10 protein-coding genes are annotated in these 12,896 nt (G+C 61.6%); 4 read left to right on the top strand and 6 right to left on the bottom strand.

Annotated features, from left to right (window positions below; translation table 11 throughout):
- Positions 1-151: 151 nt before the first annotated feature.
- The 3 genes from RLEG4DRAFT_RS20365 to RLEG4DRAFT_RS20355 form a co-directional block, all read right to left on the bottom strand.
- The gene (locus RLEG4DRAFT_RS20365; RefSeq protein ID WP_003579515.1) at positions 152-1,471 is read right to left on the bottom strand and encodes a peptidoglycan DD-metalloendopeptidase family protein; all 1,320 of its coding nucleotides are present in this window, start codon (positions 1,469-1,471) and stop codon (positions 152-154) included.
- Positions 1,472-1,577: 106 nt separating this feature from the next.
- Positions 1,578-2,405, bottom strand: a complete 828-nt coding sequence (locus RLEG4DRAFT_RS20360) for a ferritin-like domain-containing protein (protein WP_003579514.1) — start codon at positions 2,403-2,405, stop codon at positions 1,578-1,580.
- Entirely contained in the window at positions 2,402-2,875 is a 474-nt protein-coding gene (locus RLEG4DRAFT_RS20355) for a peroxiredoxin (protein ID WP_003568907.1), read from the bottom strand. The genes RLEG4DRAFT_RS20360 and RLEG4DRAFT_RS20355 overlap by 4 nt, the downstream gene beginning before the upstream one ends.
- Before the next feature lie 125 nt (positions 2,876-3,000).
- Here RLEG4DRAFT_RS20355 and RLEG4DRAFT_RS20350 point away from each other — a divergent pair, with 125 nt between their 5' ends.
- Complete coding sequence (locus RLEG4DRAFT_RS20350) at positions 3,001-6,402, top strand: DUF3971 domain-containing protein (RefSeq protein ID WP_003579512.1); 3,402 nt, start codon at positions 3,001-3,003, stop codon at positions 6,400-6,402.
- A 12-nt stretch (positions 6,403-6,414) separates the two neighbouring features.
- Here RLEG4DRAFT_RS20350 and RLEG4DRAFT_RS20345 read toward each other — a convergent pair whose 3' ends face one another.
- Entirely contained in the window at positions 6,415-8,076 is a 1,662-nt protein-coding gene (locus tag RLEG4DRAFT_RS20345; protein WP_003579511.1) for an alpha-amylase family protein, read from the bottom strand.
- Positions 8,077-8,272: 196 nt separating this feature from the next.
- On the opposite strand from RLEG4DRAFT_RS20345, the gene RLEG4DRAFT_RS47115 reads away from it, so the two are divergent.
- Positions 8,273-8,557, top strand: coding sequence for a hypothetical protein (locus RLEG4DRAFT_RS47115; RefSeq protein ID WP_003579509.1), 285 nt, complete (start codon positions 8,273-8,275; stop codon positions 8,555-8,557).
- An 82-nt stretch (positions 8,558-8,639) separates the two neighbouring features.
- Here the strand turns inward: RLEG4DRAFT_RS47115 and tyrS are convergent, their stop codons facing one another.
- On the bottom strand, positions 8,640-9,896 hold the full coding sequence (gene tyrS, locus RLEG4DRAFT_RS20335; RefSeq protein WP_003579507.1) for a tyrosine--tRNA ligase: 1,257 nt from the start codon (positions 9,894-9,896) through the stop codon (positions 8,640-8,642).
- 130 nt (positions 9,897-10,026) lie between these two features.
- Here tyrS and RLEG4DRAFT_RS20330 point away from each other — a divergent pair, with 130 nt between their 5' ends.
- Both RLEG4DRAFT_RS20330 and RLEG4DRAFT_RS20325 read left to right on the top strand, forming a co-directional pair.
- The gene (locus tag RLEG4DRAFT_RS20330; RefSeq protein WP_003579505.1) at positions 10,027-11,145 is read left to right on the top strand and encodes an anhydro-N-acetylmuramic acid kinase; all 1,119 of its coding nucleotides are present in this window, start codon (positions 10,027-10,029) and stop codon (positions 11,143-11,145) included.
- Positions 11,142-11,696 (top strand): GNAT family N-acetyltransferase, encoded by a 555-nt coding sequence (locus tag RLEG4DRAFT_RS20325; protein WP_003579503.1) that lies wholly within the window; start codon positions 11,142-11,144, stop codon positions 11,694-11,696. Before RLEG4DRAFT_RS20330 ends, RLEG4DRAFT_RS20325 begins: the two co-directional genes overlap by 4 nt.
- Here RLEG4DRAFT_RS20325 and RLEG4DRAFT_RS20320 read toward each other — a convergent pair.
- Positions 11,665-12,840 (bottom strand): acyltransferase family protein, encoded by a 1,176-nt coding sequence (locus RLEG4DRAFT_RS20320; protein ID WP_003579501.1) that lies wholly within the window; start codon positions 12,838-12,840, stop codon positions 11,665-11,667. The genes RLEG4DRAFT_RS20325 and RLEG4DRAFT_RS20320 overlap by 32 nt on opposite strands.
- Positions 12,841-12,896: the final 56 nt, after the last annotated feature.

Raw genomic sequence — 12,896 nt, 5'->3', positions numbered from 1 at the left:
AACTGTTTCCGTTCCGGTTCGGCCGAGCTCTGAACGAGTCGGCGGGATTGCATGCCGCAATGCAGCGCGACATAGCCCCGAATGGCCGGCAAGTCAAGAAATAGAGAGGCCGCACCCTGTACAGAGTGAAGCGATGGTTACCTGACGGCTGTTACTTGATATAGGTGGCGAGTTTAAGGCCGGCATTCATGAAATATACTGGATCGACCGCATGGCCGTCCTGGCGCACTTCATAGTGCAGATGCGTGCCGGTTGAGCGTCCGGTGCTGCCGGCAAGGCCGATGACGTCGCTGCGGCCGACTGTGTCGCCGACCTTGACCAGCACCTGGGACATATGGCCGTAGCGGGTCGAGATGCCATTGCCGTGATCGACTTCGACCATATTGCCGTAACCGCCGGTCCAGCCGGCGGCAATGACCTTGCCCGGCGCCGACGGGCGGATCTTTTCACCAGGCGAGAAGCGGAAATCGATGCCGGAATGCAGCGCGAGGCGGCCGAGGAAAGGGTCGCGGCGATTGCCGAAGGGGCTGGTCACGTCCTTGCCGATGGCGGGGTTGCGGAAGGGCAGGGATTCGGCGGTGCTGCGCACGGCCTCAAGCCGGGTCAGCGCGCCGTCGAGCGCTGCCAGCGAATTGTTGAAATCGTCGTTGCTCTCAGGCTCGACATAGGGGCCGCCGACGGCATCGTCGTCCTGTCGCGCCGCAACCTCCTCAGGCACCGGAATTTTGAAGCGGGTCAGCACATTGCCGATGGCATTGGCGGCATTGCCGGCGTCGCTCGTCAGTTGCTCGACGCGGTTGCGCTGATCCTGTTCGACACCCTTCAGCGACAGCGTCACATTGGAGAAGATGCGGTCGGCGCGGTCGCCGACGGTCTCAGCAGACGGCACATAGGCAAGCGTCGAGTTATCGGGCGTCGCATCGGCAGGGGCGCCGATCGCCAGCTGTTTTTCGATCGCCTCGATGCCGCCACCGGTCAGAGAAGCGCGCTTGTCCTTGATGTCGGGGGCAAAGGACTGAACGGGTGACGACGGGGCAGGCGGGGCGCCGTCCTTTTCCGTCAGGCCGGAGCTTTCAGCCCGGTCGAGCAGATTGTCGAGCTTGCCGTGGCGCGAGGTCAGCGCCATCTGCTGCTCCATCAGCTTGTCCACCTTATCCTCGACCACCTGCTGGTCGAGAAGCTGGCGGGAGGTGATGCGGTCGACCTGGGCGCGAAGGGCTGCGATGCGATCTTCATAGTCGTGCTGCATGCGGGCTTGTCGGGCCATGGTGGCGCCGATCAGGTCGTCGCGCAGCACGAGATAGGAGGTGGCGAGGAGATAGCCGATCGAGAAGACGCTGACAAAGCAGAAGGCAAGCGCTGCCATCCACGGCCGAACCGTCATGTGGCGGACCTTGTCGCCGCTTGCCAGGATCAGGATATGTTCCTGCGCCCGCCTGCCGAATACCCGGTGCTGATGTCCGCTGTTCACGCAGGCTCTCCCGATTGATGCGCTACGCCTCTTTCGGAAAATTAGACACGTTTATGGTTAACGAATGCTTTCCTTATCGCTATGCGCGTCAGAAATGCCAGTTATTTCAGGCATGGCTGATCGATGCGAGCGAGCGGTAGAAAGACGGGGTCAGCCCGGCCTCGGCGCGGGCGAGATCATTGAAGGGCGGCTTCAGCGGCCCGCGGAAATTGGCGCGCACCAGCTCCTGGAAGGCTTTTGCCGGGTCGCGCTTCTCCCGGGCGCAGAGGAAGCGAAACCATTTGGCGCCGACGGCGACATGGCCTTTCTCGTCGTTGTAGATGACGTCGAGAACGGCAGCGCTTTCCAGATCGCCGGTCTGGCGCATCTTGGCCTGCAGCGACGGCGTGACGTCGAGGCCGCGGGCTTCGAGAATCAGCGGCACGACCGCGAGCCTTGCCGTCAGGTCGTTGCGCGTCGAATGGGCCGCCTGCCAGAGCCCGTCATGGGCGGGAAGATCGCCGTAATCGGCGCCGAGATCGTTCAGGCGGGCGCGCACCATGCGGAAATGCTTGGCCTCCTCGAAGGCAACCTGCATCCAGCCGTCGAAAAAGGAATTCGGCACCTGCTCGGTGGCGAATCGCGCAACAATATCAAGCGCCAGATCGACGGCATTGAGCTCGATATGGGCGATGGCATGGAGCAGGGCGATGCGGCCTTTCAGCGTATGCAGCGAGCGCTTTTCCACCTGGGTCGGCGGCGTCAGCACCGGCCTGTCGGGACGGCCGGGCCTCTCCGGCAACGCTGCATCGAGCGGCGAGCGCAACGACACCCGGCGTTCAAACCAGCGGGTGGCGCTTTCCTGCGCAAGCGCCGTCTTGCGGTCGAGATCGGCGGAGCAAATGGCATCGATGGCGCCGCCGCGCAGCGACGTTATCGCCAGATCTCCGGTCACGCGGCCAGGTTCCGCACGGCCTCGAGCACGGTTTCGGCGTGGCCCTGCACCTTCACCTTCTGCCAGATGGTGGCGATCGTGCCGTCCTGGCGGATCAGGAAAGTGGTGCGCTCGACGCCCATGAAGTTGCGGCCGTACATGCTCTTTTCCTTCCAGACGCCGTAAGCCTGCAGCGTGGTCTTTTCCTCGTCCGAGGCGAGCGCCACCGAAAGACGGTGCTTCCTGATGAACTTGTCATGGCAGGCAGCCGAATCGGGCGACATGCCGATGACGACCGCGCCCGCCGCCTCGAACTCGCTTGCCAGCGCTGTGAAAGCCAGCGATTCGGCGGTGCAGCCTGTGGTGTCGTCCTTGGGATAAAAGAACAGCACGAGCGCCCGGCCGTGGAATTCGGCCAGCGAAACGCGGCCGCCGCCGTCGCGGGGAAGGTTGAAATCAGGAGCCGTGGCGCCGATGCCGGGAACCGCCATTGGGAAAACCTTTCTTTTGCCGGGTTTGTGGATGACACTTTCTCTCCCCGAATTATATAGTGGATGGAAACCCGTCCAGCATGGCCGGGTTCAATTCTTCACTTAAAGGGAGAGCCCGAAGGCGCATGTCAGCCATCCGCGGCGAAAAGGTCACGTTTCGCAAGAAGGATATCGTTGCGCTGGACCGCTTGCCGTCCGCCCAGGCCGAGGATCCGATCATCGTCCATTGCCCGCCGCCGCGTTCGCGGGTGCGGCGCACAGTAAAGCTGACCGCAGGCTTTCTGGGCGTGATTCTCCTTGTTCTCGCCGCGATCGTCTTCACCGTCGAGAGCGGCATGTTCGACAAGCCGCTATCGCAGCAGGCGCAGGCGGCGCTGAACGGCGTGGCCGGACCGCGCTACCGCGCCGAGGTCGGCTCCACCGTCATCCGCTTTACCTCGGACTTCCGGTTGGCGCTGGAAGCGCGCAACGTCAACATGATTGATGAGCAGAGCGGCCAGCACCTGTCGACGACGGGTTCGGTGCGGCTGGGGCTCGATCCGCTGCAGCTTTTCCGCGGCCGCATCGCCGTCACCGACATCGAAGCCGACGATATTGCGCTTGATACCGGGCTTCTGCCCTCCGGCGATCCCGTCAAGCTCGATGACCTGCGCATCGATGCCATGCCGGCGGCGATGGAGAAGATCTTCTCGCAGTTCGACATGTTCGACAGTGTCGTCACGCGCGGCTCGACCAGTTCCGTACGCATCTCCGGCATCGACATCAAGCTCGCCGACACCGCCAACGGCCCGCTGTCGCTGGTCGTCGACAATCTGGTCTTTGCTCATGCGGGGCCGTCCTCACTGCAGTTGACCGGCGAAGTCGCGCTCAACGGCGAGGTGGCCGAGCTCGACGTGCTGGCCGAGAAGGAAGCCGGCCATGTGTCGAAGGTGGTGGCGACGCTCAAACATGCCGACCTCACGCCCTTTGCGTTGAAGCGCAACGATCAGGGCGTGATCCGGCAGGGGCTCAACGCTTTTGCCGACCTGACGGTATCGGCCACCAGGGGGCGCGATGGCGTGCAGCCGGCGCTGGCGGCGACGGTGGACATCGATCCTGGCCTGATTTTTGCGGACGGCGATGCGCAGGAGCTGTCGGGCGGGCAGATCAACCTCGTCTATGATTTCGCCAAGCAGACCCTCGAAATCGCCCGGTCGAACGCCCGGTTCGGCGCGACCACGGTTCCGATCAACGGTGCGCTGATCGATCTCGACAAGATCGACCCGCAGGCCGGCAAGGGCTTCGGCATCGACCTGCTGGTCAGCGGCGGCACGGCAGCTCCCGGCGGCTCCGGCGAGCAGCCGCTCTCCTTCGATATCCAGGCGACGGGGCGCTACCTGGTCGCCGGGCGGGAATTCCTGTTTCCCAACATGACCGTCTCCAGCCCGCTCGGCGCGCTATACGGGGCACTGCACGTCAAGCTCGGGGGTAAATCGCCGGAGATCAGCTTTGCCGGCCAGTCGGCACAGTTGCAGACGACGGCGATCAAGCAGCTCTGGCCGTTCTGGATGGCGCCCAAGGTGCGCACCTGGGTACACGGCAACCTCTTCGGCGGCACCGTTACCAACGCCTCGATCTCCGTCTTCATTCCCTTCGGCAGGCTCGACGAGGCAGCCGGCGGCAAGGGATTGAAGCTCGACGCCAACCAGATCCGCATCGGCTTCGACATCGCGGATGCGCGGATGAACATCGCCGGTGACATTCCGCCGGTTCGCGACATGGCGGCCCATTTCGACCTGCTCGGCCCGGCTGCGACGATCGCGATCAAGAGCGGCACGTCGTTTTTCCCCTCCGGCCGGTCCGTCGGTCTCGGGCAAGGTACATTCATCTTACCCGCCACCTACGACAAGCCGCTCATGGCCGATATCGATCTCGCGATCTCGGGTTCAGCGGATGCCGTCGGCGAGCTTTTGACCTACAGGCCGATCCGGGTGCTGCAGCGCGCCGGCTTTACGCCCGACGATCTCAAGGGGCGGATCGAGGCGAATGTGAAGGCGCATTTCGGCCTGCTCTCCTCGCAGAACCCGCCGCCGGCCGAATGGACGGCGGCCATGAAGCTTACCGATATTGATCTTGCCAAGCCGTTTTCCGGCCGCACCATCAGCAATCTCGACGGGACGCTGAACGGCAATCCGAAACAGATCACGCTCGACGCCAAGGCGCAGATCGATGGCGTCCCGGCCGATATCGATCTTGCCGAACCGGTCGAGGCATCCGACGGTGCGAAGCGGCAGCGGGTGATCACCGCGACGCTGTCCGAAGACCAGCGCAACAAGCTGATACCCGGCCTCTCCGGCATCATCGGCGGCAGCGTCAAGATGGTGCTGACGCGGATCGACGACGACCGGCAGGACGTCCAGCTCGACCTCACCAAGTCGCAACTCGACCTGCCATGGATCGGCTGGTCGAAGGGCAGCGGCATTGCGGCGACGGCCGAATTCGAAACATCCGGTCCGGCCGACAATACCGAGATCAAGAATTTCCGGCTGAAGGGCGACGGTTTCGGCGCCAACGGATCGATGAACATCGGCAAAGGCGGGTTGATCTCGGCCGATTTCGATAGCGTCAAACTCTCCTCGCTCGACGATTTCGCCCTGTCGGTGAAGCGCAGCAAGGGCAATTTCGACGTCTCGGTCTCCGGCGACAGCGCCGATGCGCGGCCTGTTATCGCGCGGCTGAAATCGGGCTCCGGCGGTGACGATAATGACGGGGAAGCCGGCGACACCGGCGTATCGGTGCGCGCCAGGCTGAAAAACGTCATCGGCTTCAACGATGAGAAGATCGGCAATTTCCAGGCGCAGGTGTCACTGCGCGGCGACAAGCTGCAAGCGCTGAACTTTTCTGCCGTGACCGACAGCGGCGAGGCCGTGGTCAGCCAGATGAAGGACGGCGGCGTCATCAACATCACCAGCGGTGATGCCGGTGCGGTATCGCGTTTCGCCGATCTCTACCAGCACATGCAGGGCGGCCTGCTCAATCTGGCAATCCGGCTTTCGCCACAGGGCGGCTGGGACGGCTCGCTCGACGTGCGCCGTTTCTCGATCGTCAACGAACAACGGCTGCGCTCGATCGTTTCGACGCCCGTCGGAAACGAGCAGCGCAGCCTCAACGAAGCCGTCAAGCGCGACATCGATACCTCGTCGCAGCGCTTTCAGCGCGGCTTTGCCCGTGTCGTCTCGCGCAATGGCATGGTCGGCATCGAGAACGGAGTGCTGCGCGGCGACCAGATAGGCGCGACATTCCAGGGCGTCGTGCGTGACCGCAAGGGCAATATGGACATGACCGGCACCTTCATGCCGGCCTACGGCCTCAACCGGCTCTTTGCCGAACTGCCCTTGATCGGGGTCATTCTCGGCAATGGCAGCGACCGCGGCCTGATCGGCATCACCTTCAAGCTCACCGGCAATTTCGACAAGCCTAATCTGCAGATTAATCCGCTGTCGATCATCGCACCGGGTGTCTTCCGGCAGATTTTCGAATTCCAGTGATGAGCCGAGGACCTAAATCTCCTTGCGCCTGAGGAGATAGTCGAGGCCGCCGACGCGATACCAGCGATAGCCGTAAGCATCGAGCACCACGTAATGTAAGCCTCTCTCGTCCGCCTCGCTGCTCGCGCCGTCGGCAATATCGATCAACTGTCGGCCGTCTTCACCCATATCAATATCGAAGCTCACCTCGGCCGGCTGCGCATGCAGATTGTGCAGGATCAATACGGAATTGCCGCGCCAGTCGTAACGAAGCGCCAGCACGCCGTCGTCACCGGTGTCGACCATGGAAAAGTCGCCCCAACCGATCTCCGGGGCCTCCTTGCGCATCCGGATCATCCTCTCGGTCCAGTTCAGCAGGGAGTTCGGATCGCGCCGCTGTTCGGCGACATTGACGTGCTGGAAGCCGTAGGGTCCATCCTTGATGACGGGCGAGACGGGCTTTCTGCTTTTGGTGAAACCGCCTTCCGGTTCCGTCGACCACTGCATCGGCGTGCGGGCGCAGTCACGTTCCGGCAGGTCTAAATCGTCGCCCATGCCGATCTCGTCGCCGTAGCGGATGACGGGCGTTCCCGGCAGCGAGAACAGCAGGCTGTAGGCCATCTCGATCCTGCGGCGGTCGCCGCCGAGCATCGGCGCCAGGCGACGGCGGATGCCCCTGTTGTAAAGCTGCATGTCCTTGTCAGGCCCGAAAGCGGCAAAGACCGCGTCGCGCTGCTTTTCCGACAGCCGTCCGAGATCCAATTCATCATGGTTTCGGAGAAACAGGCCCCATTGCGCGGTTGCCGGTCGCGGTTTCGTCGCCTCCATCGCCTTTTTGAGCGGCCGCGTATCGGCATTGGCGAAGGCATAAAACAGTGCCTGATTGACCTGGAAGTTGAACATCATCTGCATGCGGTCGCCATCGTCGCCGAAATATTCGAAATTGTCCTTCGGCAGGATGTTGGCCTCCGCGAGGATGATGGAATCCCCCAGCCGCCATTGCAGGAATTCGCGAAACTTTCTCAGCATGTCGAACTGCTCGACCGGCTTGGCGACATCGGCGCCTTTCGTCGCGATGATGAAGGGGGCGGCATCCATCCGGAAGCCGGAGACGCCGAGCTGGATCCAGAAGCCCATGATCTTGAGAATCTCGGCCTGCACCTCCGGGTTGGAGGTGTTGAGATCCGGCTGGTGATCGTAGAAGCGGTGGAAATAATAGGCCTTTGCCTTGTCGTCATAAGTCCAGGTGGTCTTCTGGACGCCGGGAAAGACCATGCCCTGATCGGCATTGGCAGGCTTCTTCTCAGACCAGACGTACCAGTCGCGATAACGCGAGCCCGGATCGCTTCGGGCATCCTGGAACCATGGATGGTCCTTGGAGGTATGATTGATCACCAGATCGATCAGCACGCGGATACCGCGTTGCTTGGCGCCGTGGGTGAATTCGACGAAATCGCCGAGCGAGCCGTAACGTGGGTCGACGTTGTAATAATCGGAGACGTCATAACCATCGTCGCGGCCGGGCGATGCCTGGAACGGCATCAACCAGATCGCGGTCACGCCAAGGCCGGAGAGATAATCGAGACGCCGCATCAGCCCCTGAAAATCACCGACGCCGTCACCGTTCGCATCCATGAAGGTTTCGACGGACAGGCAGTAGATGACAGCGTTCTTATACCAGAGGTCGTTGATCATAGCCGCTCCAATCCAATCTGGTCGCAAATCCCGGCGGACGGAAAAGGTTCCGACAGGTAACGATTGTTGCGCGTCCTGCTGGCTGGTGCCGACCTATCCGCACAAGGCGGACATTGATCCTTTGATTATTTTAGAGAACTCTGATGTAATGTGGACCCCGGCCAGTTGATAACGCCGGGCAATGTCGGAGGATGCCATGCAGTGCGCTTGGACAGTCTCTTTCATACCGGCCGCAATGATCGCCGCTGCCGCTGGCGGCGCTGCTTCATATGCCGCAGAAAAGAGCGGGCGGTTGAGGCCGCCGGAGCTCCTCCGTTCCGCCCATGTGCTGACGGTTCCTCTTGATGCGACCGTGACTCCGCCGACCTTCTCGATCAGGTGGTGGTCACGCGTGACGCCCGCCCCAGACGTCAATCCGCCACCCTATGTTTTCCGCGAGGCCGAACGATCGGACGCGACGTCTCAGCCTGGAGTTGAGTGAGGGATGCGCTCCAACTCAGGAGTCGGGCAAAGAAAAGCCGGCGCTGACGCCGGCTTTGATATCCATTCGGATTTGAAGCCGCTTACGCGGCGCGGCGGATCAGGATGTGCTTCTTCTTGCCCAGTGAGAGCTTGATGACACCGTCCGCGGTGATTTCGTTGCTGCCGATCATGCGGCGCTCGTCGCTGACCGCTTCGTCGTTGATGCGCACCGCGCCGCCCTGGACGTGACGGCGAGCTTCGCCATTCGACGAGGCAAGGCCAGCACGAACGATCAGCGACAGCAGGCCCATGCCAGCGTCGAGTTCGGAAGCGGGCACGTCGACCGACGGCAGGTTTTCCGAGAGGCCGCCTTCCTCGAAGGTCTTGCGCGCCGTTTCGGCGGCCCGTTCAGCGGCTTCGCGGCCGTGCAGGATCGCCGTCACCTCGGTCGCAAGGATCTTCTTAACCTCGTTGATCTCAGATCCCCCGAGCGCCGAAAGACGAGCGATTTCATCCATCGGCAGCGTCGTGTAGAGCTTCAGGAAGCGCTGGACATCGGCGTCCTCGGTGTTGCGCCAGTATTGCCAGAAATCGTAGGCCGAGAGCATGTCGGCATTCAGCCAGATGGCGCCGGTCGCCGACTTGCCCATCTTGGCGCCCGACGATGTGGTCAGCAGCGGCGATGTCAATGCATAGAGCTGCGGAGTCCCCATGCGGTGACCGAGATCGATACCGTTGACGATATTGCCCCACTGGTCCGAACCGCCCATCTGCAGGCGGCAATCATAGCGCTTGGCAAGCTCGACGAAGTCATAGGCCTGGAGGATCATGTAGTTGAATTCCAGGAAAGACAGGGACTGTTCGCGGTCGAGACGCGTCTTGACGCTGTCGAAGGACAACATGCGATTGACCGAGAAGTGCTTGCCGACATCGCGCAGGAACTCCAGGTAATTCAGCGAGCGCAGCCATTCGGCGTTGTTGATCATCAGCGCGTCCTTGGGACCGTCGCCGTAGTTCAGATAATTGGAGAAGACGCGCTTGATCGAGGCGATGTTACCTTCGATCGTATCCACCGTCATGAGCTGGCGCGCTTCTTCCTTGAAGGAGGGGTCCCCGACCATACCGGTGCCGCCGCCCATCAGCGAGATGGCGCGATGACCGGTTTTCTGCATCCAGTGCAGCATCATGATCTGGATCAGTGAGCCGGCATGCAGGCTGGGCGCCGTCGGATCGAAGCCAATATAAGCAGTCACGGTTTCCTTGGCGAACAGATCGTCGAGGCCGCTTTCATCAGAGATCTGATGAATGAAGCCGCGCTCTTTCAGCGTGCGGAGGAAATCGGACTTGAACTCGGACATGGCCTTCGTCTCTTGGTGTTTGCGCTCGACCTTTGGGGCTCGCGCAAGTTCGTTGTTGTTGATCTGTCGCGGCGCGTTTAGCACTGTTTTTATCAAAGTGCATCCGGGAATCGCACGGGAGACAAGTCTCATGGATGTCATCAGGACTGCGATCGGCCTGATGAGCGGCACGTCGATGGATGGAATCGACGTTGCGCTGATCAGGACCGACGGCCGCGGCTTCATCGAACGCGGGCCGTTCATGGGCGTGCCCTATGAGGCCGATTTTCGTGGGCGGCTGAAACGGGCGCTGGAACTGGCGCGGCCGCTGCGCGACCGGAAAGAGCGGCCCGCCGAACTTCGCGATATCGAGCGAGAACTGACCGAGCGGCATGCAACTGCCGTTACGGCATTCCGGGAACGTTTCGAGATTTCTGCCGATGCCGTCGACGTTCTCGGCTTCCATGGCCAGACGGTGCTTCATCGCCCTGATGAGGGATTGACGATGCAGATCGGCGATGGGCAGCAACTCGCCAGTAGAACCGGTCTGCCGGTGGTCTACGATATGCGCGCCAACGATATGGTTCATGGCGGCCAGGGCGCACCGCTGGTGCCGTCCTATCACGCAGCCCTTGCCGGAAAATTCCAGCAGGCGGGACAGGCGGTCTGTTTCGTCAATATCGGCGGCATTTCCAATCTGACCTTCATCGGCACCGACGGGCGGCTATCGGCCTTCGACAGCGGGCCGGGCAATACGCTGATCGACCAGTGGGTCGAGATGCAGACCGGCAGAACCTACGATCCCGGCGGCGAAATCGCCGGGCGCGGCAAGGTCGTGGCCGATCTGGCGGAACGGTATCTCGCCAGCCCGTTCTTCCGCGGCAATGTTCGCCGTTCACTCGACCGCGGCGATTTCGCGCCGCTTGGACCGGAGGAGGCGAGCCTTGAGGACGGCGCCCGGACGCTGGCGCATGTCGCTGCCGCCGCGATCGTCAAATCCGCCGGTTTCCTGCCTGAGACGCCGTCGACCTATATCGTCTGCGGCGGCGGGCGGCTGAACGCCACTCTGATGGCGGAGTTTTCGGCCATGGCAAAAGCGCTGGGATCGACGGTCTTGACCGCAGAGCAGGCCGGTTTCGACGGCGACGCGATGGAGGCCGAGGCCTGGGCCTATCTGGCTGTGCGCTCGCTGGACGGATTGCCATTGACGTTTCCCGGCACGACGGGCGTCGGCGCTCCCGTCGGCGGTGGGGTACTCGCAACGCCATGACCAGCGAGCGGGGCATCCTGAAGACGCCGCGACTGACCTTCGTCATGTGGGACGAGGGCGATGCAGCCCTGGTGCAGCGGCTGCATTCGACGATGGCGACGACCCGGTATCTTTCCGGCAATGCGCCGTGGAGCCTTGCGAAGGCCGAAGAGCGGCTGCAGGGCTGGTTCGAGGAGCAGGCACGCGACGGCACGACCAAATACAAGCTCATCGCCGAAGACGGCAGCTTCATCGGCCGCGCCGGGATTTCGCGGTTCAGGAGCGAAGAATTCGAACTCGGTTATTCCCTGTGCGAGGAAGCGTGGGGCAAGGGCCTTGCGACGGAAGCGGCGGGTGCGCTGACCGACTGGTTCTTCGACCGGCGGTTTGCCTCAGGCTTCATTGCCTTCACCCATCCCGAAAACACCGCCTCGCAACGCGTCCTTAGGAAGATCGGCATGTGCGAACGCGGGCCGATCCTGATCGATGGAATGCCTGGCTTGGCTTTCGAGCTCACCGCCGATATGCGGCCGGCAGGGCTTAACTTTTTGCGGCGACTGGCCGGACATTAGATCCGCGCCCAGCCTGATTGCCATCCTCGACGCCCCTGACTTGAGCGATGAACGAGAACTTTTTGCGAAGGCCGAGGATCGGCTTCTCGATGAAATGCCAAGATAGCACCGCGACGGCGAGAGCCGAGGGCAGGCCGACGAGATAGAGCGCCAACGCACCATATTTTGGGTAGAGAAAGACCGTCGGGAACGAGCTGATCCAAATCTGCAAGAACGGATCATGGTAGAGGTAGACGCCGTAGGAATAATCGCCCTTCCTGAAAAAAACAGGAATGGGCACTTCCGACAGGCCGATGAAGACGGTGATGTAAACGAGCGAGGTGATGACGATCGGCCGGTTGAGCACCGACTCGGTCGCGCGGCTGTCGAGAGTGAGAATGGCGACGACGCAAACCAGGCAGGCGGCGGCGAAGATCCAGCGCGAATGCGGAATGACCGCTTTGAACTGAAAGGCGACAATGCCCATCATGAACGCCGTTATCAGCTGCGAGCCCCGGCTCATGAACAGGAAACGGGCGATCGGCTTGATCGAGCCGGGCAGCAGATAGGGCATCTTCTGGATGACGAGGCCGATGAAGATGTAGGCAATCGTCACGCCAAGCAGCTTGTACCGTGTCTTCACGATGGCGGTGACCATCAGCAACGACATGATGATGTAGCAGAAGATCTCCCAAGGAACCGTCCAGAGCGCGCCGTTGACTCGCTGGCTCGGGTTATCCTGGAAGACGCCGGGCAACTCGTAATGGATCCAGCCTACGATATTCAGGAAATATTTGAAAAACCGCGGATCGGTAAAATAGTCGGCGTGGTAGACGATGGTGACGATCGGCCCGATGATCAGCGAACAGACGACGATATCGACGGCCAGTGCCGGCACGATGCGCAAGCCGCGGTTGATCAGGAAATTCCGCAGGCTCAGACGCTGGGCGCTGCCGGCGATGAGAAATCCGCTCAAGGCGAAAAACATCGGAACAAGAGCGTATTCGGTAAACCAGAATATCGAGCCTCTGATGAAGGCATCATTCCTTGTCAGCAAAAAGGAATGGGTCAGTACGATAGAAAAGGCGAGCCCAATTCGAAGAAAGTCGAACCCCGGACCGATACCCCTATACTTATCCAGGACTTCCCCGAACGACTTGGTCATTGCGGACCTCGCTTTAGTTAGGATCGCGAGGACCCTACCGCACTGCAATATATATT

Source organism: Rhizobium leguminosarum bv. trifolii WSM2297 (assembly GCF_000271845.1).
Note: the sequence above shows the minus strand (reverse complement) of the source record. Positions and strands in the feature narration are given on the sequence as shown.

Bases quoted from the DNA above. Each gene is read 5' to 3' on its own strand.
- RLEG4DRAFT_RS20355 (WP_003568907.1), bottom strand. From the start codon at position 2,875: ATGGCGGTTCCCGGCATCGGCGCCACGGCTCCTGATTTCAACCTTCCC.
- RLEG4DRAFT_RS20345 (WP_003579511.1), bottom strand. From the start codon at position 8,076: ATGATCAACGACCTCTGGTATAAGAACGCTGTCATCTACTGCCTGTCC.
- RLEG4DRAFT_RS20330 (WP_003579505.1), top strand. From the start codon at position 10,027: ATGGATGTCATCAGGACTGCGATCGGCCTGATGAGCGGCACGTCGATG.
- RLEG4DRAFT_RS47115 (WP_003579509.1), top strand. From the start codon at position 8,273: ATGCAGTGCGCTTGGACAGTCTCTTTCATACCGGCCGCAATGATCGCC.
- RLEG4DRAFT_RS20350 (WP_003579512.1), top strand. From the start codon at position 3,001: ATGTCAGCCATCCGCGGCGAAAAGGTCACGTTTCGCAAGAAGGATATC.
- RLEG4DRAFT_RS20325 (WP_003579503.1), top strand. From the start codon at position 11,142: ATGACCAGCGAGCGGGGCATCCTGAAGACGCCGCGACTGACCTTCGTC.
- tyrS (WP_003579507.1), bottom strand. From the start codon at position 9,896: ATGTCCGAGTTCAAGTCCGATTTCCTCCGCACGCTGAAAGAGCGCGGC.
- RLEG4DRAFT_RS20320 (WP_003579501.1), bottom strand. From the start codon at position 12,840: ATGACCAAGTCGTTCGGGGAAGTCCTGGATAAGTATAGGGGTATCGGT.